We start from the raw sequence: 20,376 nt of genomic DNA on the forward strand, positions 1-20,376 counted from the left end.
TTGATGCACAAAAAATACTCTAGCTTTCAAAGCTGGAGTATTTTTCTTTATTTCTTCTTCTTTACTTCACCAGCAGGAAAGTAGCTTCCTTCTGGTAGGTCGTTGATGAAGACGTGAATGGCTTCCTTAGGCGCTTTTGCGATACGGGAAACAACCTCCGTTACCTCACGCGCCAACTCAGCTTTTTGTTCCTCTGAACGGCCCTCAAATAAATCAATTTTAACAAATGGCATATGATTTCTCCTTTTTATTTTCTACAGTATAGCATATATCAAAGAATTGCAACAAATTCAGCTTTGACAAAACCACCCTATTTGTGCTAGGATATTCATATAAAGGAGGGTCCTCTGATGAAACGTTTTTTAGTTCTACTCGTAACGACTATTTTTGCGTTTATTTTAGCAGCCACGGTCTTTGCACAGTCTTTTTTCATAGGACCTTTGTTGATAATCCTATCTGTCTGCTCTTTTGTTTTCAGTATGATTTCTCTTTATCAGAAGAACAAGAAAATTGCCGAAATTGTTCTAGAATTGATGTTTAATTTTCTGATGTGGCCATAAATCCGACAAGCTCCTTTGGGCTTGTTTTTTCTTTTTGAAATCAATGTGACTACGAGTGTCATATCTCCTCTTTTATGTTAAAATAGAAAGAGTGAAAAATTTAGAATGGATGAAAGAACGTGGCTCAATTATATTACAAATACGGCACTATGAACTCGGGCAAGACCATTGAAATTCTTAAGGTGGCCCATAATTATGAAGAGCAGAACAAACCTGTTGTCATTATGACGAGTGCCTTGGATACGCGTGATGGTTTTGGCAAGGTTTCTAGCCGAATTGGCATGCGTCGCGAGGCGGTGCCCATTTCAGAAGATACTGACATTTATGCCTACATTGAGGGCTTGCCTGAAAAACCATATTGTATCCTGATTGATGAGGCGCAATTTTTAACAAAGGCCAATGTCTATGATTTGGCACGAGTTGTCGATCATCTCAAGGTTCCAGTCATGGCTTTCGGTCTCAAGAATGATTTCCAGAATCATCTTTTTGAAGGGTCGCGCGAACTCTTGCTCTTGGCCGATAAAATTGAAGAAATTAAAACCATCTGCCAATATTGTTCTAAGAAGGCAACCATGGTCTTGCGAACAGAAAATGGCAAGCCTGTTTATCACGGTGCACAGGTGCAAATCGGTGGAAATGAAACCTATATTCCAGTATGCCGTAAGCATTATTTCAATCCCCCTATCAAAGACTAAAAAAAATTTACGTTATGACTACTTAATTTTAAAGAAGGAAATTTATCTCAATTATGAACATTTATGATCAATTACAGGCGGTGGAAGACCGCTATGAGGAACTGGGCGAGCTCTTGTCGGATCCTGCTGTTGTCTCTGATACCAAGCGTTTCATGGAATTGTCCAAAGAAGAAGCAGGCAGCCGGGATACGGTTACGGCTTATCGGGAATACAAACAAGTCATCCAAAATATCGCAGATGCAGAGGAGATGATTAAGGATTCTGGCGGCGATAGTGACTTGGAAGAAATGGCCAAGGAAGAACTCAAAGAATCAAAGGCCGCCAAAGAAGAGTACGAAGAAAAATTAAAGATTCTTCTCTTGCCAAAAGACCCCAATGATGACAAGAACATCATCTTGGAAATCCGTGGTGCTGCTGGCGGTGATGAGGCCGCCCTCTTTGCAGGGGATCTTTTGACCATGTACCAAAAGTTTGCGGAAGGTCAGGGCTGGCGCTTTGAAGTCATGGAGGCTTCTTACAACGGTGTTGGTGGTATCAAGGAAGTTGTCGCTATGGTTTCGGGACAATCTGTCTACTCAAAACTCAAATATGAGTCAGGGGCCCACCGTGTGCAGCGTGTCCCAGTTACAGAAAGTCAGGGACGTGTTCATACCTCAACGGCAACAGTGCTGATCATGCCTGAAATCGAAGAAGTCGAGTATGACATCGATCCAAAAGACCTCCGTGTTGATATCTACCATGCTTCAGGTGCGGGTGGTCAGAACGTCAATAAAGTAGCGACTGCCGTGCGTATCGTTCACTTGCCAACCAACATCAAGGTAGAGATGCAGGAAGAACGGACCCAGCAGAAAAACCGTGACAAGGCCATGAAGATTATTCGGGCCCGCGTTGCAGACCACTTTGCCCAAATTGCTCAAGATGAGCAAGATGCAGAGCGCAAATCAACCGTCGGTACAGGGGATCGTTCCGAACGTATCCGTACCTACAACTTCCCACAAAACCGTGTGACAGACCACCGCATCGGCTTGACCCTGCAAAAACTGGATACCATTTTGTCTGGAAAATTGGATGAAGTAGTTGATGCCCTCGTTCTCTACGATCAAACACAAAAACTGGAAGATTTGAACAAATAATGAATTACGCCCAAATCTTTGCCCACTATGAAGAAAAGCTCCTGGCAATTGGTGAAGAAGCGGAGAGTCTGACCTTTACCTTTCGTGCTTTGAAGAAGATGACTTCTACTGATTTTTTCCTTTCTTTACGTCAGGAAGTTTCACCAGAAGATAAGCAACTAGTCGTCAGTATTTTTGAAAAACTGTCAAAACACATTCCAGCCCAGTACATTATTGGTCAAGCTGAATTTCATGGTTTAGTATTTAAAGTGGATGAACGAGTTCTCATTCCTAGACCGGAAACGGAAGAATTGGTTGACCTGATTTTGCAGGAAAATCCTTCATCCAATCTGTCTGTACTAGATATAGGAACTGGATCTGGCGCCATCGCTATCTCACTTAAGCAGGCTAGACCGGATTGGCAAGTCATGGCTGGTGATATTTCTCAAGAAGCACTAGAAGTAGCTCAAGAAAATGCCAAAGCCAACAAGACGAACGTTCGTTTTGTTTTGACAGATATTTTCAGACAAGTTTCAGGAAAGTATGATATCATTGTCTCAAATCCACCTTATATTGCTTTTGAGGATATGGACGAAGTGGGAACAAACGTTTTGGCGTCTGAACCCCATCTAGCTCTCTTTGCAGAAGAGGATGGATTTGCTATTTACCGACAAATCATTGAGCAAGCCAGGGATTACCTGACTGAACATGGCAAACTCTATTTTGAGATTGGTTACAAACAAGGGAAAATACTGCAGGACTTGATTGAGCAACATTTTCCGGATAAAAGAGTTCGTGTTCTCAAAGACATCTTTGGAAAAGATCGAAAAGTGGTAGTGGACAATGGATAAAATCCTGCAAACTTTAGAATCTGGTGAAGCAGTTATTCTGCCGACAGAAACCGTCTATGGACTCTTTGCCAAGGCTTTGGATGAAGCAGCAGTTAATAACGTTTACAAATTGAAAAAACGTCCACGGGACAAGGCACTCAATCTCAATGTTGCCGATTTAGCGACTATCTATGCCTATTCTAAGGAGCAACCGGCTTTTCTAGAAAAACTCTACCAATCTTTTCTACCAGGGCCCTTGACCATTATCTTGAAAGCCAATGACAAGGTTCCGTTTTGGATTAATTCTGGTATGGAAACAGTCGGTTTTCGCGTTCCAGCCTATACACCTACACTTGATATCATTGGCAAGTCGGGTATCTTGATTGGACCTTCAGCCAATATTTCAGGAACAGCTAGTGGTCAGATTTTCAAGGAGATTCAAGCAGAATTTCAGGAAAATTTGTTGGGAATTGAAGATGATGCAGCACTGACTGGATTGGATTCGACCATTCTTGATGTGTCTGGTAAAAAAGCACGTATCTTAAGACAGGGAGCCATTACCAAGGAAATGCTCTTGGAAAAAGTCCCTGAATTGGAATTTTAAACCACACCTAAGGTCATAGAGACCTATTGTCATCATCTTATAATAAAGGAGAACCTTATGATTTTTGATAACCCTGATTTTAAAGCCTATGATGCGGATCTTTGGGATGCTATCCAAGCAGAAGAAGAGCGTCAACAACACAATATTGAATTGATTGCATCTGAAAATGTTGTATCCAAGGCAGTGATGGCTGCACAAGGTTCTATTTTGACCAACAAATACGCTGAAGGCTATCCTGGGAAACGTTACTATGGTGGTACAGAAGTAGTTGATGTGGTTGAAAACTTAGCCATTGAGCGTGCTAAAGAAATTTTTGGCGCTGGTTTTGCCAATGTGCAAGCTCACTCAGGAAGTCAAGCCAATGCAGCAGCCTATATGGCTCTTATCCAACCAGGTGATACTGTCTTGGGGATGGATTTGTCAGCAGGTGGACACCTAACGCATGGCTCACCTGTCAACTTCTCAGGTAAAACTTATCACTTTGTGGCCTATGGCGTAGATGCTGAAACAGAACAGTTGGATTACGATGCCATCTTGGCGCGTGCTAAAGAGGTTTCTCCAAAATTGATTGTTGCGGGTGCATCAGCTTACTCACGCACTATTGATTTTGAAAAATTCCGTGCCATTGCTGATGAAGTAGGAGCCTACCTCATGGTGGATATGGCTCACATCGCTGGTTTGGTGGCTGCTGGTCTCCATCCAAATCCAATGCCGCATGCCCATATCGTGACAAGTACCACGCACAAAACCTTGCGTGGCCCACGTGGTGGCTTGATTTTGACCAACGATGAAGACTTGGCGAAAAAAATCAACTCAGCTGTCTTTCCAGGTATGCAGGGCGGTCCTTTGGAACATGTTATTGCTGCTAAAGCAGTTGCCTTCAAGGAAAACTTGGACCCAGCCTTTAAAGAGTATGCGGCCCAAATCATTAAGAACTGTCAAGCGATGGCAGATGTCTTTGTCCAAGATGAAGATTTCCGTGTCATTTCAGGCGGAACAGACAACCATGTCTTCCTTGTGGATGTGACAAAGGTTGTTGAAAATGGCAAAGTTGCCCAAAACATGCTGGATGAAGTCAGCATCACCCTCAACAAAAACTCTATCCCATTTGAAACATTGTCACCATTCAAGACATCTGGTATCCGTGTGGGGACAGCTGCCGTGACGGCGCGTGGTTTCAAGGAAGAGGAATGTCGTCAAGTTGCAAACTTGATTATCACAGCCCTTAAAAACACTGAAAATAAAGCTGTTCTGGATCAAGTCCGTGCTGATGTCCGTGCTTTGACAGATCGCTTCCCACTCTACGAGAATTAAAATGGATATTTATATTAAACAAGCTGTTTTGCATCAGTTTAGTCCAGATGATACAGAGCTGGTTCTTTCGGACCAGCTCTTGACTATCACTCCAAAGATTGAAGAATACCTCCGCAAAAAAATTGAACGGGTTTATTCAGATGATGCTAAAACAGGTCAACTAAACAGTGACAATACATTTTTTGAACTAGCTCAGGCTGATTTGCTGGAAGCTTCTATCAAGATTGCCCCACTCTGGAAAGAAGAGTTCATTCTCTCTGAAAATCAGAAAACAAATGATTTACTCTTTGTTGCTTACGAGAAGAATGGTATCGAACATTTTGCTTTCTTGCGAATTGCCTTGAGAGAAAATTTAGTCCATATTGCCGATAACAGCGATAACCCACTCATGCTGACCCAGAACAATCTGCCAAGCGCTGGTTCAGCACCGGATGAGGCTGTCATCATTAATCTACAATCGGGCAAGTACCACTTGATTGAAAAGCGTATCAAGTACAACGGGGCTTTTCTCAATTATTTTTCAGATAATCTCTTGCAGGAGAAACCAAGAGTATCCGCTAAAAAGTCTATTCAGGCAGTAGAGAAAACCGCTCAGAAAATTGCCGATAATTTCCAAGAAGGGGATTTTCAATTCCAATCGAAAGTCAAATCGGCTATCTTTAACAATTTGGAAGAAGATGGGGAATTGTCACCCGAAAAACTGGCCAACCAGCTTTTTGATCAAAATTTGACAGCTCGCTTGTCCTTTGTGGATCAATTGAAAGAAGTTGTTCCTGAAAAAATTGTTTTTGATGAAATTGATGCCAGCCGACAGTTGAAAAAATTTGAAAATCAGAAATTATCTCTATCGAACGGAATTGAACTCATTGTACCCAACAATATCTATCAGGATGCAGAATCTGTTGAATTTATTCAGAACGAAAATGGGACCTATTCCATCCTAATTAAGAATATCGAGGATATAAAAAACAATTAATATGAAGAAATTTACAAGAGTGATTTTCTTAGTCGTCCTTGTATTTCTAGCCTATCGAGCCTATCAGACATGGCGAAACGTCAAGCAAGTCATGACCTACCAAACACTGGTACAAGAAGTTTTGGCCGAAAACGACACGAAAGCCAACGAAGAATTGGTTTTGGCTATGATTTACACGGAGACTAAGGGACAAATAGCTGATGTCATGCAGTCTAGTGAGTCTGCCAACGGCTATATCAACAGCATCACCGATAGCAAAGAAAGTATTCGCCAAGGTGTTCAATATTTATCAGATAATCTACTCTTGGCACACGAATCTCAAGTGGATGTCTGGACAGCTGTACAGGCCTATAATTATGGTTCTGCCTATATTTCCTATATTGCTAAAAATGGCGGAAAAAATACAATAGAACTAGCTGAAAAATATTCGAGAGATGTCGTCGCACCGAGTTTGGGGAACGACAGTGGAAGAACCTATAACTATATCCATCCCATCTCCATCTTTCATGGAGCAAAACTTTACGTTAACGGAGGAAATATTTATTATTCTCGCCAAGTACAACTCAATCTTTACATTATGAAATTAGTCAATCTATTCTAGAAGTGAATCAACTGCTTGGTTGGCTTTTTCTTTTGATTGATTAATGCTATAATGAATTTAGAAATTGAAAGGGGTATCACATGAGTCGGACAGTACTGATTACAGGAGCAAGCAGCGGAATTGGGGAGGCTATGGCCCATGCTTTTGCAAAAAATGGCGATAAAGTGGTTCTAACGGGACGCAGGCTTGAGCGTTTGGAGGCTGTCAAAACTGATTTAGAAGCCAAGTATCAGGTTAGCGTTTACGATTACCCATTAGATGTGACAAAAAAAGAAATGGTCGAAACGGTTTGCCAAACTATACTTTCAGAGGTCGGACCGATTGACATTTTAGTAAACAATGCTGGCTTAGCCTTAGGTCTGGATAAATTTCAAGATTACGCTGTGGAAGACATGCTGACCATGCTTGATACAAATATTAAGGGCCTTCTATTGGTAACACGTCAGATTTTACCACAAATGGTGGAAAGAAATAGCGGTCATATCATCAATATCGGATCAACGGCCGGTATTTATGCTTACGCAGGGGCAGCCGTTTATTCAGCAACAAAGGCAGCCGTGAAAGTGCTTAGCGATGGGATTCGAATTGATACTATTGATAAAGATATTAAAGTAACGACTCTACAACCTGGTATCGTGGAAACTCCTTTTAGTCAAATACGTTTCCATGGAAATAAAGAGCGAGCAGAGCAAGTTTACAAGGGTGTAGAAGCATTGCAAGCTGAGGACATTGCAGATGTTGCTCTCTATGTTGCCAACCAGCCAAGGCGTGTTCAAATTTCTGACATTACTATTATGGCCAATCAGCAAGCGACAGGTTTTACGATTCATAGAGAAGTTTAAGGAGGATAATCTTGTATGAAAAAGGTAAGTTTTCTAGCATGTAGTCTACTTTTAGCCAGTCTGCTCACTGCTTGTGGAAAGAAGGCAGAAACAAATTCGACTAGTCAGACTCAAAAAACGACGCAGACGAGTGAAATATCAAAATCTTCTAGTTCAACATCCTCTACAAGGGAAGAAGTTACAACACAAGAAGCAACAACTGAGGAAGTAGTACAAAGTCCTAATTTTGCCAAAATGAATCTCGAAGAGATTTCTAAGGGAGATTTTTCCAGTGTCATTGGCAGATGGGAAAATAAGGAAGGAAACTCACTAACCTTCAATTCACTAGGTCTAGTTGGAGACTCGACTATTCAAGGACATTCTATTTTGGTAGACGGTGCTTTAGAAATAAATGTTTCAAGCACGATTGGAACGGGAGGCTTTGCGCTTGTTTTTATCCCATCTGGAACAAGTATCCCGAATAAGCATTTTTCAACTGGAACAGATACATCGGATATCAATCGCGACCGCATGTTTGGCACTCAAAGTGTAGCAGAAAAAGTAGATGATTTAAATATGTACTATCGACTTGTTTCTAGGACAGCAGGATCGTCAGACAACCCTTTGACCAATATTGATACAGGAGTTGCACTAGAAAGTGGCCAATCTACCATAGACTATGCAAATGCTATTTTAGGCCCTCTTAACTGGCAACTGATTGAAAGCAACTATAATCGGACCGAAAGTATTCCGTTTGAACTCCTTAGAGGAGACAACGGAGCACTTTATCGCGTTTACCGCAACGGAGTCATCCTGTCCCAAACAAAAGATTTAATTGTCTATATGCCATAGTATGATTTTTTAGATGGTGAGTGTTCTAGATAAATAGTGAACATAATTTTTGCATAAAAAATATTATGCAAAAATAAATAAGAAAACCGCTACCTCAAATCGTAAAAGGTTTGAAGTAGCGGTTTTGCTTTTTATAAATTGGGAAATAGTAAAATACTTTTTAATTTGCTTTTAGGATTCAGGTTGAAACAGTTACTTCCCTCATTGTCTTATTCCCACTCGCTAATAGTCACATTTTGAATGACTAGAAAGCTTGATTTTTAGCGAGTGCTAATACAATGAATAAGTATTATTTGTTGTTATTTGAGTGTATTGTTGTTAAATTGTTGTTAGCGAAGATAATTGTATTCTTGAACTTCTTGAAAGATTGAATTGAAATCTTTTGTTTCATCTTCATTAAGATTCCACTTTTTGAGTAAATAGTTGTATACTTCAAAAATATTTTCTCCATCTAGAAAAGCAATCAAAATTGATTTCTTTAGCTTGTCACGCTTATCTTTATTTTCTCGTATTTCGTCATAACTGTCTATCTCTAAATCTATGTAGGAAACCGAATCGATTTTTGAGTAATTTGGTCTATCTGGATATTTCTTTATATATTCATTCCAATTTGGTTCTACAAGTAAATCTTCTACGGATATATCCAAAGTTGTAGCTATTTTTTTTATTGTTTTCATGTTTGGTTCTCTAGAACCGTTCTCCCACCTAGCATATGAAACCCTGTTTACCCCCAATAAATGAGCTAACTCTTTTTGTGTTAGCTTATTTTTTTCTCTAAACTCTTTTAGGTTCTCTGAAAATTTTGACATAATATTACCTTTCAACAATATAACGCTTGACATTGTAACCATATTTGGATACAATCTATCTGTAACCACAAGTGGTTAACAAAATTATACCAAACTAGTCTAACGTTTGGCAAGTGAAAGTGAGGTAACAGCTTATGATTGTATAAAAAAGTCTTTGAAAAGCAAAACTTCTCAAAGACTTACCAAAATTAACTATCTAGATTATATCACATTTTAAAAGAAAGAGACAAGGAGAAATGGCTTATAAGGAATACAAGGATATTATGAAAGCTACTGGAAAATCAGTTACGTCTGTTAAAAAGTGGCGCTTAAAAATTGAAGAGCTTTCTGGTTATGAATTTAAAAAAACTAGAATGCGTGTTAGTCGCAGGCGTGTACAAGATGTTTATCAATTTACTGAAGATGAGTTTGATAAGTTTATCAGACTTTCACAAAGAATTGATGAAACAAATAACATGGCTCAGTCTGTGATAGAAGTATGGGGCAATTTAAAGGCTCGTGAGGAGCGACAACTAAAGCAAGATGTTGCTAATATGAAAGTTACTCTAAACAAGCTAGTAAAAGCCCATAATAATAAAAATATTACGATATCTGTACTGAAAAATAAAATACAGAAACTAGAAGAACGGATTGAGGATTTGGAAGATAATCAATCCAAAGGTTTCTTCACACGAAATAAAAGAAAGATTGGTAAATAGTAATGGCAAATAACAAAATGAAATTAACAAGCGAACTCTCACTTAAAGAAATGGCTCTTGATAGCTCTCAGTTCTATATCCCTAAAAAAGTAAAGATTGACTTTTCGCAAGCACGTCCTAAAAACAAATACAAAGATGGTAAAGCAACAGATGCTGTTGAAAGCTATATGTTGAATGGTATTGATGAGCGAACAGCTAGTGCAGTAGAGCAAAGTTTGATAGATATGGAAGATGTCAAGCATATCACGATTGAGGTCTTGGGGAGTTTTGATGTGATTGAAAGTGCTATGGAAGGTTCTCAATTAGCCTTTGTTGAATTGCTTGATACTCGTGTTATGGCTCAATGGATTGATGGCCGTAACGCAGGATATAAAGGATTGAAATTAGTTGCAAGTGGTTTGAAATTGGTGTAATCGGCTAAAAATACGACTTTTGGGAGCATTGCCAGCACCATGACTTGCGGGGTGGAAATTCCGCTAGTAAGTCATGGTGCGTTGGCGACAAGCTACCAAAAAGCAGTCGTGTTTTTAGCAGTATAATATCCATAAAATTCAGCGTAAAACTTTTTTAGGCATAGTATATATCCAAATATCCATTTCTACGCACGGGCGCCATTCTTGGACTTGACGATAGAATGGTGAAAAACAAGGATAAACCTTGATTTGAAGGCATTTCAACCGTGGGACATCGGGACGGTCCAGCGTATGCGGTAGGAGAGAAAAAGAGCTAAAATCATGGATATATACTTGGATATATACTTGGATATATTCTCGAAAAAGTGGAGTATATATCCAAAAACATAGAATTAATAACCAAAAGTTAAAGAATAATTATTCAGAGGTGTTTATGACAAAACGAATTAGAAATAGGAGATTTTTATTTGAGCAACAATTAAAATCTAAATTTTGGGATTGGTCTATCCAAGATAAGCAATTATTTGATGACTGGGAAACTAATAAAGAGAAGATTTTTAGGCTGATTTTCAACCGAGTTAGAGCTCTAGTGGAAGAAGATGAGTTTGTAGAATTTGCAATAGTTGTCCATGACAGGGATATTTCTTACGGAACAAAGTTAGTAGACCCTCATGTGCATGGTTATGTAGACTTTCCAAAGCTGGTCGATTTATCAAAAGTGGCTAGCATTTTAGGTGTAGAGCGTGAACGAATTGAGACCCCAAAATCAAAAGGGGGAAGAGCTTACACTCGTATTAACGCTTTAGCATACCTTATCCATGCCAAGGATAAGGATAAATTTCAATATCCAGTCAGTGATGTAGAAACCTTTGATACGCTTGATTATGAAGTCTTTATCAATCAGAATAAAGAGGATTTTGAAAACTATTCTGCAACTCGAAAACGTGAAAAAGCAGAAGAAAAACTTGATTTAGTTTTATCTAAAGTTCAATCTGGAGAATTAACTTATCTAGATGTTATGAAAGATGATAAACTGGCTTTTCTGTTTGCTAATAATCAACAGAAATTCCGTGAGAGCTTTAATTTCTACGGAGAACGTGAAGCATTTTTACGCTTACAATCTTTACAACGTGGAGATTACCAGCTGACTGTCCTTTATATTCAAGGAAAGCCTGGTATTGGGAAATCAACACTTGCAAGAGATTTAGCGCTTGAAACACAGAAACGATTAAACACTCAAGGTCTGAAAGGAGAGATATATTCTGCAGGCTCAAAAAATCCATTTGATAATTACTATGGGGAAGAAATTCTTTTGTTAGATGATTTGAGAAAGGATAGTATTTCTGGGACAGATTGGCTAAAACTTTTTGACCCAATCAATTCTGCGAGAATGTCGGCACGTTATCAAAATAAGTTGGTTGTTCCTAGATTGGTTATTTTATCAGCCTATATGTCTCCGAAAACTTTCTTTGGACAAATTGAAACAGAGGACTTAAATCAATATCTTCGTCGGATTAATTTTTCATCAGAGATTAGTTTAAAGCACGGTAGGGAAGATAGATTTTACAGTGTATCTCAAATCAAAGAAGAAAAAGCAGCTAGTCACTATCAAAGGTCTGATGGTTCTAGTATTGTACTGAATTTTGACTTTGAAGATTTGTTTAGCATGCAAGATAAGTCAAGGTTCATCATTAAACTATTAGATGAGTATATTTATCCTCGTATTTCTCCTAGTGAGGTGGCTAATGGTTAAGTTAGTAGTGATGATAAGTGACAGATTGAATTTAGAAGATAATTATTGTGTCGATTACAACAGTATGAATTTCAAATTTTTATGGTTAAAAGATTGGCAGAAAACAAAAAAAATGATGCAGTCGGCAAACCGCATCAAATATAAAAAATAACTAAGGAAATTATAACATGAAAGGAAAATAAAAGCCATGTTTGTGATAAAAAAAGATTTAATGAAATTAGGATTTAGTTCGTGGCAGGCTATGATGTTAGTGAAACAAGCTAAGGCAAAATTGGCTAGTCAAGGTCTAACATGGTATGAGAGTAAAGGACTTGGTCGTGTTCCACTTGAAACAGTTGAGGAGATTTTAGGTGTGAAAATTGATGAAGCTGATTTGATGGGCGAGGAAGTAGTGGAACATGCCTAAAATATCCAATATCTATCCAATGACAAACGGTACTTTTAGAGCTTCTGTATCGCTTGGATTTGACCCTGTAACAGGTAAAAGGATACATAAGTTCAAAAACGGCTTTAAAACGCAAAAGGAAGCTTTAGAATGGCGCTTGAAAATACTAGCTGACTTTGGTAAAGGTGCATTATCATCTAATAGCTCAATGACTTTCAAAAAATTTCTAGATGATTACTTTATACCAGATTATCAAAGCCAAGTTAGACAGCGTACTTTTGATATGTCACGTTCAAAGTTTAAAAGACTAGCCTATTTTGATAATATGAAATTATCAGATATTCTTCCTCCCCATGTTAAGCAATGGCAGAATGCTATGTTTATTGAAGGACTATCAAATAATTATATTCGTTCTGTACATCAGATACTACAACAAGTTTTTGATTTAGCTGTTCGACTTGGTATGTTGCCTAGCAATGTGGCTAAACAGGTTGGCAATGTCAAGAAAGATAAGCCTAAAGTTGATTTTTGGACAGTTGAAGAATTTCAGAAATTCATCAGTACATTTGACAAGTCTAATATTTATGATTTGCTATATTTTACCACGTTTTGGTTCTTCTTTATGACTGGGGTTCGTACAAGTGAATTACAAGCTATTGAGTGGTCGAAGATAGATTTTGATAGTGGTACAGTCTTGATAGATTGTTCAATGTATTATAAAAATCAAAAAGAATGGTATATTACAGATACAAAATCTATTTCAGGTAATAGGTTATTGTATCTTGATGACGATACGTTAGAGCATTTGAAATACTGGAAACAAGCACAAGCTCAAATAGGAGAATGCGGATTTGTCTTTTCTCTAGCAAATATTCCATTGGTAAAATCTACGCTAAAACGTGTCTTGCAAGTGCATAGTGAATTTGCAGGTATAAAAGCTATTCGTATTCATGATTTGAGACACTCTCATGCTAGTTTTATGCTCTCGCTTGGTATGAATGACTTGGAAATGCAAAATCGCCTGGGACATGCAGATATTAAAACAACACTCGGCACGTACTCTCATTTAAGACCAAATGCTATGAAAGAGGTGGCGGATAGAATGTCTGGAGTTATCAAAATACCCAATGATAATTTTTATAAAAGTAAATTTAATGGAAATCAATATCGCTCACAATAGAAGCCGTGGCTTTTTGAGGACTAGTACAATCTGTCCGATAAAAACGCAGGCTGGGAGGCTGGGCAAAAAGTAGCTTCAAATAAAACCACACGGTGATTTCTGTCTTGAAAACAATCAAGATGAAAAAATCACTGTGTGGTTTTTGAGTATGTGAAGTTTTAGAGGCTAGATTCTTGGCCAATTTCGTGAGATTCATACTCATGAAGAGGAATCCAACCTCCGTTTGGACGGCTCGATTGCCTCTGACATGAACCCTGCGCACGCCAAAAACACTCTTTAATCGGCCAAAAACGGGTTCAACATCGATTTTCCGTTTGGCATAGATTCGAGAGCCTTCTTCGCTATGTAATTCTTCCTTGATGAGTTCTTTAAAGTAATTCCAAGTTGGATTGTAATGGATTTGTTTCTGGCGACCACTTTCTGTTTTGGAAAGTTTTTCTAACTCTTCTGTGCCTTGTATGTTATCCGCCTCATAGATTTTAAAGTCACGTTTAAATCCGTACTTGTCAGTTCGACGAGAGTAATTCTTAAAGGAATAAACAACTCCGTCTGGTTTAATAAACTGATCTGTCTCTTCAAGGTAGTCCCAATTATTTGGATTAGTAGGACTGTTCTTATATTTCTTCGTCAATTCCTTCTGGTACATACCATAGGGAATCAGAGGGGTCTTCTCCAACTCATCAATGATAAAACTATAATTCTCCTCACTGCCATAACCGGCATCGGCGACAATATTTTGGAACAAGTCTAGGGTTTGAATCGATTGGAGAAAGGGTTTTAGAGTTCTGGTGTCCGTTGGATTTGAAAAGAACCTGACGAGCGTAGGCGAAGAGCGTCATCTTCATGAGCATAGCCGGATGGAAGGCAGGACGGCCAGTGTGTGATTTATCTTCCAATAAAACATGATTAGGGATACTGTCCACAAAAAGACTGATCAATCTAACTTCATGATTCATAGGAATATCGTAGGCAAGATTTAGTTCCAAACTGAGTTGATTTGTGTTATACTCTTTATACATGATCATGGCTTTCTAGTTGTTTTGTCGTTATTATAATTATAAACCATGACATAGGGAAACGAGCATCTCCAACTGCGGAAATGCTCGTTTTTTCTATTCTGAAGCTACTTTTTGCCCAGCCTCTTTTTTGATATAATAAAAGGAGAGGTACTTTTATGATAGATAAAGATTACAATATTATGAATAATCTAAAATTATTCCGAAAACGGATTGCTCCAATTGCTGAAAAATATAACTTAGTCAAAATTTTTATATATGGGGATTTTTTGGAAACAAATGAATTGTTTCCAAACAAGACAGTTTCCTTAGTTTATGTGTATGATAAACAATCAAATTTAGGGGATTTTAACTTTATAACATTACATGAGGAGTTAGAAAAAGCATTTCCATATTATGATGTTGATTGTATTACATATGATGTACTGACTAACTCTGATTTATCGGTTAATCAGTTAAATTACAAAAGATTTAAACGTGGAAGCTTTTTGCTGTACGATAGAGAAACTTACAAAAAAGATAGTTCATTGTTAAATATAGCAGAATTAAGTGAATTAACCTCAATAAGAGTCAATCTTGATAATGATAACCCAGATTTACTTAAAGAATTTTTTGATGAGGATCATTAGTTTATTACCTTTTTGTTGTTAAATTGTTGTTAGAACAAGATAAAAAAGCCTAGAAATGCTGATTTCATAGGCTTTTTATACTTATTAACTCTATTCCCACTCAACGGTTGCTGGTGGTTTGCTGGTGATGTCGTAGACAATGCGGTTAACGTGGTCGACTTCATTGACGATGCGGACAGAGATTTTTTGGAGAACTTCCCATGGAAGTTTGGCAAAGTCAGCAGTCATACCGTCGATAGAAGTGATAGCACGGATAGCAATCGTATAGTCGTAGGTACGACCATCTCCCATGACACCAACAGAGCGAACGCCTGTATTAACAGTAAAGTATTGCCATACATCACGGTCCAGGCCAGCCTTGGCGATTTCTTCCCGTAAGATAGCATCTGATTCGCGGACAGTCATCAGTTTTTCTTCTGTGATTTCACCCATAACGCGAATAGCTAGTCCAGGTCCTGGGAAAGGTTGACGCCATACAATATCATCTGGCATACCAAGAGCAGTACCCAAAGTACGAACTTCGTCCTTGAAAAGGGTATCCAGTGGTTCAATCAGTTTAAATTGCATATCATCAGGAAGTCCACCAACATTATGGTGAGACTTGATAGTTTGGGCCGTTTCTGTACCAGACTCGATAATATCAGTATAGAGCGTTCCTTGGGCTAGGAAATCAACATCTGTCAGTTTGCTAGCTTCGTCATCAAAGACATAGATAAATTCGTTTCCGATAATCTTGCGTTTTTTCTCTGGATCAGCAACACCTGACAGGAGATCTAGGAAGCGTTTGGCAGCATCGACACGGATGATATTGAGGCCAAATTTGCCACCAAGCATCTCCATAACTTGATCGCCTTCATTTTTACGAAGCAAACCATGATCAACAAAGATACAAGTTAGTTGATCTCCGATGGCACGTTGCAGAAGAACACCGACCACAGATGAATCAACACCGCCAGATAAACCTAGGAGAACTTTTTTATCCCCCACTATTTGGCGGATTTTTTCGATTTCTGAATCGATAAAGTTTTCCATAGTCCAGTCGCCCTTGGCACCACAAATGTTGATAGCAAAGTTTTTCAGGATGTCATTTCCATATTCAGAGTGACGGACTTCGGGGTGGAATTGAATACCGTAAATTTTCTTTTGGCTATTTTCCATAGCAGCAAATGGACAGTCCGATGACAAGCCCACCAAATGGAAATCAGTAGGGATTTCTGTCACAGCATCGCCATGGCTCATCAGAACAAGCTGCTCATCAGGTGTATCAGTAAACAATTCTGAACTGGTTTGCAGACGAAGCGTTGACTGACCATATTCGCGGTTACCCGCTTGACCAGCTGGGACAACTTTTCCACCTAGTTTATGGGTAATCAGTTGCATACCATAACAAATTCCTAAGATTGGGATCCCCAATTCGAAAATTTCTGGGTCAATATCAAAAGAGTTTTCGGCATAAACTGAGTTTGGACCACCAGAGAGAACAATCCCGATAGGAGCCATCTCACGGACCTCTTGAGCAGTAATTCGATGGCTCTTCAATTCTGAAAAAACACCAAATTCACGTATACGACGCGAAATAAGCTGATTGTATTGACTACCATAATCCAGAACGATAATCTTTTGAACATCTTGCATTGTCATTCTTTTTTCCTTTCAAATAGAAATTCTATCCATTTCTGATATATATTTTAACACAAAAGCGAACTATTTGCAGTAAGTATGGAGAAAAATATAGAAATTTGGTAGAATAAGAGCAGAAGAAGTGAGGAATGAGAATGAAAGCTGCCTATCTAACCATTCATGATAAGATAAAGGATGATATTGATGCCGGGATCTGGAAAATCGGTCAACGTTTGCCCAGCGAGCGAGACTTGGCCGATGATTTTGCGGTCTCTCGGATGACGCTGCGTCAAGCTATTACCCTTTTGGTTGAAGAAGGCGTATTAACACGAAAAGTTGGTTCTGGAACCTATGTCGCTAGCACCCGTGTCCAAGAGAAGATGCGTGGCACGACCTCCTTTACTGAAATCATTCAATTACAAGGGAAAAATCCATCTAGTCACCTCCTTTCTTATACCAAGACCCTAGCCAATGATAAAGAAATCGATATGCTCAATCTCAAGGTCAATGAATATGTTATCCGGATGGAACGGGTTCGCTATGCAGATGATATTCCCGTTGTTTACGAAGTGGCAAGTATCCCTGAAGGATTGATTAAAAACGTTAAGAAAGAAGATGTCACCAATCACTTTTTTAAAGCGCTAACGGAGAATGGCTACCGTATTGGGAAAAGCCACCAGACTATTTTTGCCCGATTAGCGAGCGATAAGGTGGCTAAACTCCTTCAAATCAAGAAGAATCAAGCCATCCTTGCTCTAAGACAAGTTTCTTACTTGGAAGATGGGCAGGCTTTTGAGTACGTCAATAGCCAATATGTCGGAGATCGATTTGAATTTTATCTGGAGAATAACTGATTTTCTTTACAAGTTTGAAGTGGGTTGAAGAAAAACTGAAGAACTTTCAACCAACTTGGCAAGCGCGTGATGTCCTTCTCTTTGAGAAGGATGCACATCAATTATTTATTGTTGATGAGGGCGGTGAACTGCTTTTGTATTTTCAAAATTACAGAGTCTATTTTTCGAGAGAATGCATATTTATTTTCCTGTGACCAAAATGGAAAATGGTTGCTTTCCTGTCTGATTTCTACTACTCCATCAAATGATGACCAAATTTTAGATCTTCTTTCTCCCGTACTCACAATACATTCTACTAATCTGGCTTATTCTATCCTTTCTTGGTCGCAAAATATAAACGAAACTCATCATTTGGATGACGAATTAGTTGCAAACTATCTCGATAAAATCTTAATTCAATGTCCCTGTTGTCAACACAAAACATTTCATCCTCATCAAATTGCTTATCAAGTTTGTCCAGTCTGTGAGTGGTGTGGAGATAGTAGTGGCAATAACCCGTACGATAGCGATGATAGCGCTCTTGAACTTGCTCGTATGAAGTACAAATATAAGATTAAAAGTGATTCCTAAAATATATCCAGATACCCGTATTTCCTCTATCAAAATACGGGCTTTTTTGATATAATAAATGGTATGGAAATTGAAAAAACCAATCGGATGAATGCCCTTTTTGAGTTTTATGCGGCACTTTTGACCGACAAGCAAATGAATTATATCGAGCTCTACTACGCTGATGATTACAGTTTAGCAGAAATTGCCGAAGAATCTGGTGTCAGTCGACAGGCTGTTTACGATAACATCAAACGTACTGAAAAAATATTGGAAGACTACGAAATGAAGTTGCACATGTACTCGGATTACATTGTTCGTGGACAGATTTTCGATGAAATCACAGAAAAATACCCAACAGATGATTTTCTTCAGGAAAAAATCGCCATTTTATCTAGTATCGACAATCGAGATTAGTCAGACTCTTGTGTGAACTTTAAGTCTAGAAACAAAATAAACGACTATTTTATTTATTGAAGAATCTATCGAAATATAAAAACTTTAGGAGAATGAATCATGGCTTTTGAAAGCTTAACTGAACGCTTGCAGAGCGTCTTTAAAAACCTACGTGGAAAGAAAAAACTATCTGAAAAAGATGTCCAAGAAGTGACCAAAGAGATTCGCATGGCTCTCTTGGAAGCAGATGTTGCTCTTCCGGTTGTCAAAACCTTTATCAAGCGAGTGCGTGAGCGCGCAGTCGGGCATGAAATTATTGATACTCTAGATCCAACACAACAAATCGTTAAAATCGTTAATGAAGAATTAACAGAGATTCTGGGATCAGAAACTGCCGAGCTTGAAAAATCGCCAAAGATTCCGACTATCATCATGATGGTTGGTCTTCAGGGTGCTGGTAAAACAACCTTTGCTGGTAAATTGGCCAACAAACTGATTAAGGAAGAAAATGCCCGTCCGATGATGATTGCGGCCGACATTTATCGTCCAGCAGCCATCGACCAGTTGAAAACTCTTGGGAAACAAATCAATGTTCCCGTTTTTGATATGGGAACGGACCATTCAGCTGTCGATATCGTTTCGCAAGGTTTGGCTTTAGCACGTGAAAATCGAAATGACTATGTCCTTATCGATACAGCTGGTCGTCTGCAAATCGATGAGAAACTTATGGAAGAACTCCGTGATGTTAAAGCTCTCGCTAATCCAAATGAAATTCTCCTCGTTATCGATAGCATGATTGGTCAAGAAGCCGCTAATGTGGCGGCTGAGTTTAACAAGCAGCTGTCTGTTACTGGTGTCGTTCTGACCAAGATTGATGGGGATACCCGTGGAGGTGCGGCCCTTTCTGTCCGTGAAATCACTGGTAAACCAATCAAATTCACCGGTACTGGTGAAAAAATTACCGATATTGAAACCTTCCACCCAGACCGCATGTCTAGCCGTATCCTGGGTATGGGAGACCTCTTGACCCTTATTGAGAAGGCTTCTCAAGAATACGATGAGAAGAAATCAATAGAACTTGCTGAGAAAATGCGAGAGAATACCTTTGATTTCAACGATTTCATTGATCAATTAGACCAGGTTCAAAGTATGGGTCCTATGGAAGACCTGCTTAAGATGATTCCAGGTATGGCAGGAAATCCGGCTTTGGCCAATATCAAGGTAGATGAGCGCGAAATCGCCCGTAAGCGGGCCATCGTGTCCTCTATGACCCCGGCTGAACGTGAAAATCCAGACTTGCTTTCTCCAAGCCGTCGACGTCGGATTGCTGCTGGTTCCGGAAATAGCTTTGTAGATGTGAACAAGTTCATCAAAGACTTTAACCAAGCTAAAACCATGATGCAGGGTGTTATGTCTGGCGATATGAATATGATGATGCGTCAAATGGGTATTAACCCCAATAATATGCCTAAAAACATGCCCAATATGGGCGGTGGTATGGGTATGCCAGACATGTCTGCTCTTGAAGGCATGATGGGTGGAGCTGGAATGCCAGATATGAGCCAAATGATGGGTGGCGGTATCAAAGGTAAAATTGGTGAATTTGCTATGAAACAAGCCATGAAACGTCAGGCCAACAAGATTAAAAAAGCTAAGAAAAAGCGTAAATAAGACTAGAAACGAATCTGTATTACTTCATTATAGAATTA

The 20,376-nt window shown here is 38.9% G+C and carries 23 protein-coding genes and 1 pseudogene; 19 read left to right on the forward strand and 5 right to left on the reverse strand.

Translation table 11 applies throughout. The features are described 5' to 3' along the window. Positions 1-47: 47 nt before the first annotated feature. Complete coding sequence (locus BN1356_RS03575) at positions 48-233, reverse strand: 4-oxalocrotonate tautomerase (RefSeq protein WP_093650060.1); 186 nt, start codon at positions 231-233, stop codon at positions 48-50. A 446-nt stretch (positions 234-679) separates the two neighbouring features. Between BN1356_RS03575 and BN1356_RS03585 the strand changes: the two genes are divergently transcribed. The 9 genes from BN1356_RS03585 (at position 680) to BN1356_RS03625 (ending at position 8,365) form a co-directional block, all read left to right on the forward strand. Then, positions 680-1,255, forward strand: coding sequence for a thymidine kinase (locus tag BN1356_RS03585; RefSeq protein WP_093650062.1), 576 nt, complete (start codon positions 680-682; stop codon positions 1,253-1,255). A gap of 53 nt (positions 1,256-1,308) precedes the next feature. Next, a complete protein-coding gene (gene prfA, locus BN1356_RS03590; RefSeq protein WP_093650063.1) occupies positions 1,309-2,388 on the forward strand; it encodes a peptide chain release factor 1 in 1,080 nt (359 codons plus the stop codon). After that, on the forward strand, positions 2,388-3,218 hold the full coding sequence (gene prmC, locus BN1356_RS03595) for a peptide chain release factor N(5)-glutamine methyltransferase (RefSeq protein ID WP_093650064.1): 831 nt from the start codon (positions 2,388-2,390) through the stop codon (positions 3,216-3,218). The genes prfA and prmC overlap by 1 nt, the downstream gene beginning before the upstream one ends. Further along, positions 3,211-3,801, forward strand: a complete 591-nt coding sequence (locus BN1356_RS03600; protein WP_093650065.1) for an L-threonylcarbamoyladenylate synthase — start codon at positions 3,211-3,213, stop codon at positions 3,799-3,801. The genes prmC and BN1356_RS03600 overlap by 8 nt, the downstream gene beginning before the upstream one ends. A gap of 57 nt (positions 3,802-3,858) precedes the next feature. Next, positions 3,859-5,115 carry a serine hydroxymethyltransferase gene (gene glyA, locus BN1356_RS03605; protein WP_093650066.1) on the forward strand — a complete coding sequence of 419 codons (1,257 nt, stop codon included), beginning with the start codon at positions 3,859-3,861 and terminating at the stop codon, positions 5,113-5,115. Position 5,116: 1 nt separating this feature from the next. Further along, positions 5,117-6,091: a nucleoid-associated protein gene (locus BN1356_RS03610; protein ID WP_093650067.1), complete on the forward strand. Its 975-nt coding sequence runs from the start codon at positions 5,117-5,119 to the stop codon at positions 6,089-6,091. 1 nt (position 6,092) lies between these two features. Next, positions 6,093-6,692 (forward strand): lysozyme family protein, encoded by a 600-nt coding sequence (locus BN1356_RS03615; RefSeq protein WP_093650068.1) that lies wholly within the window; start codon positions 6,093-6,095, stop codon positions 6,690-6,692. 80 nt (positions 6,693-6,772) lie between these two features. Then, positions 6,773-7,534, forward strand: a complete 762-nt coding sequence (locus tag BN1356_RS03620; protein WP_093650069.1) for an SDR family NAD(P)-dependent oxidoreductase — start codon at positions 6,773-6,775, stop codon at positions 7,532-7,534. A gap of 15 nt (positions 7,535-7,549) precedes the next feature. After that, positions 7,550-8,365 carry a DUF6287 domain-containing protein gene (locus tag BN1356_RS03625; RefSeq protein ID WP_093650070.1) on the forward strand — a complete coding sequence of 272 codons (816 nt, stop codon included), beginning with the start codon at positions 7,550-7,552 and terminating at the stop codon, positions 8,363-8,365. 329 nt (positions 8,366-8,694) lie between these two features. Here BN1356_RS03625 and BN1356_RS03630 read toward each other — a convergent pair whose 3' ends face one another. Further along, positions 8,695-9,174: a helix-turn-helix transcriptional regulator gene (locus BN1356_RS03630; protein ID WP_093650071.1), complete on the reverse strand. Its 480-nt coding sequence runs from the start codon at positions 9,172-9,174 to the stop codon at positions 8,695-8,697. A gap of 236 nt (positions 9,175-9,410) precedes the next feature. Between BN1356_RS03630 and BN1356_RS03635 the strand changes: the two genes are divergently transcribed. The 5 genes from BN1356_RS03635 to BN1356_RS03655 all read left to right on the forward strand — a co-directional run bounded on the left by BN1356_RS03635 (position 9,411) and on the right by BN1356_RS03655 (position 13,603). Beyond that, positions 9,411-9,872: a hypothetical protein gene (locus BN1356_RS03635; protein WP_093650072.1), complete on the forward strand. Its 462-nt coding sequence runs from the start codon at positions 9,411-9,413 to the stop codon at positions 9,870-9,872. Between the two features lie 2 nt (positions 9,873-9,874). Next, positions 9,875-10,285 carry a hypothetical protein gene (locus BN1356_RS03640; protein WP_093650073.1) on the forward strand — a complete coding sequence of 137 codons (411 nt, stop codon included), beginning with the start codon at positions 9,875-9,877 and terminating at the stop codon, positions 10,283-10,285. 433 nt (positions 10,286-10,718) lie between these two features. Then, the gene (locus tag BN1356_RS03645; protein ID WP_093650074.1) at positions 10,719-12,038 is read left to right on the forward strand and encodes a Rep family protein; all 1,320 of its coding nucleotides are present in this window, start codon (positions 10,719-10,721) and stop codon (positions 12,036-12,038) included. Positions 12,039-12,225: 187 nt separating this feature from the next. Next, positions 12,226-12,444: a DUF3173 family protein gene (locus BN1356_RS03650; RefSeq protein ID WP_093650075.1), complete on the forward strand. Its 219-nt coding sequence runs from the start codon at positions 12,226-12,228 to the stop codon at positions 12,442-12,444. After that, positions 12,437-13,603: a site-specific integrase gene (locus BN1356_RS03655; RefSeq protein WP_093650076.1), complete on the forward strand. Its 1,167-nt coding sequence runs from the start codon at positions 12,437-12,439 to the stop codon at positions 13,601-13,603. Before BN1356_RS03650 ends, BN1356_RS03655 begins: the two co-directional genes overlap by 8 nt. A gap of 20 nt (positions 13,604-13,623) precedes the next feature. Here BN1356_RS03655 and BN1356_RS03660 read toward each other — a convergent pair. Next, positions 13,624-14,411 (reverse strand): annotated as a pseudogene (locus BN1356_RS03660) (transposase); the annotation flags it as partial. Continuing rightward, positions 14,308-14,628: a transposase gene (locus BN1356_RS13060; protein WP_483855122.1), complete on the reverse strand. Its 321-nt coding sequence runs from the start codon at positions 14,626-14,628 to the stop codon at positions 14,308-14,310. The gene BN1356_RS13060 and the pseudogene BN1356_RS03660, both read right to left, overlap by 104 nt. Before the next feature lie 149 nt (positions 14,629-14,777). Here BN1356_RS13060 and BN1356_RS03665 point away from each other — a divergent pair, with 149 nt between their 5' ends. Next, a complete protein-coding gene (locus BN1356_RS03665) occupies positions 14,778-15,248 on the forward strand; it encodes a hypothetical protein (RefSeq protein WP_093650077.1) in 471 nt (156 codons plus the stop codon). Positions 15,249-15,338: 90 nt separating this feature from the next. On the opposite strand, the gene guaA is transcribed toward BN1356_RS03665, so the two are convergent. Further along, positions 15,339-16,889 carry a glutamine-hydrolyzing GMP synthase gene (gene guaA / locus BN1356_RS03670; RefSeq protein ID WP_093650078.1) on the reverse strand — a complete coding sequence of 517 codons (1,551 nt, stop codon included), beginning with the start codon at positions 16,887-16,889 and terminating at the stop codon, positions 15,339-15,341. Between the two features lie 134 nt (positions 16,890-17,023). Here guaA and BN1356_RS03675 point away from each other — a divergent pair, with 134 nt between their 5' ends. From BN1356_RS03675 to ffh, 4 genes are all read left to right on the forward strand, one after another. Continuing rightward, positions 17,024-17,722 (forward strand): GntR family transcriptional regulator, encoded by a 699-nt coding sequence (locus BN1356_RS03675; protein WP_093650079.1) that lies wholly within the window; start codon positions 17,024-17,026, stop codon positions 17,720-17,722. Positions 17,723-17,836: 114 nt separating this feature from the next. Continuing rightward, entirely contained in the window at positions 17,837-18,292 is a 456-nt protein-coding gene (locus BN1356_RS13065) for a CPCC family cysteine-rich protein (protein ID WP_425423518.1), read from the forward strand. A gap of 63 nt (positions 18,293-18,355) precedes the next feature. Continuing rightward, positions 18,356-18,688 carry a putative DNA-binding protein gene (locus BN1356_RS03685; RefSeq protein ID WP_093650081.1) on the forward strand — a complete coding sequence of 111 codons (333 nt, stop codon included), beginning with the start codon at positions 18,356-18,358 and terminating at the stop codon, positions 18,686-18,688. 99 nt (positions 18,689-18,787) lie between these two features. Next, positions 18,788-20,338 carry a signal recognition particle protein gene (gene ffh / locus BN1356_RS03690; protein WP_093650082.1) on the forward strand — a complete coding sequence of 517 codons (1,551 nt, stop codon included), beginning with the start codon at positions 18,788-18,790 and terminating at the stop codon, positions 20,336-20,338. The last annotated feature ends 38 nt before the right edge of the window (positions 20,339-20,376 follow it).

This window comes from Streptococcus varani (genome assembly GCF_001375655.1).
In the GTDB taxonomy this organism is placed as follows: Bacteria; Bacillota; Bacilli; order Lactobacillales; family Streptococcaceae; genus Streptococcus; species Streptococcus varani.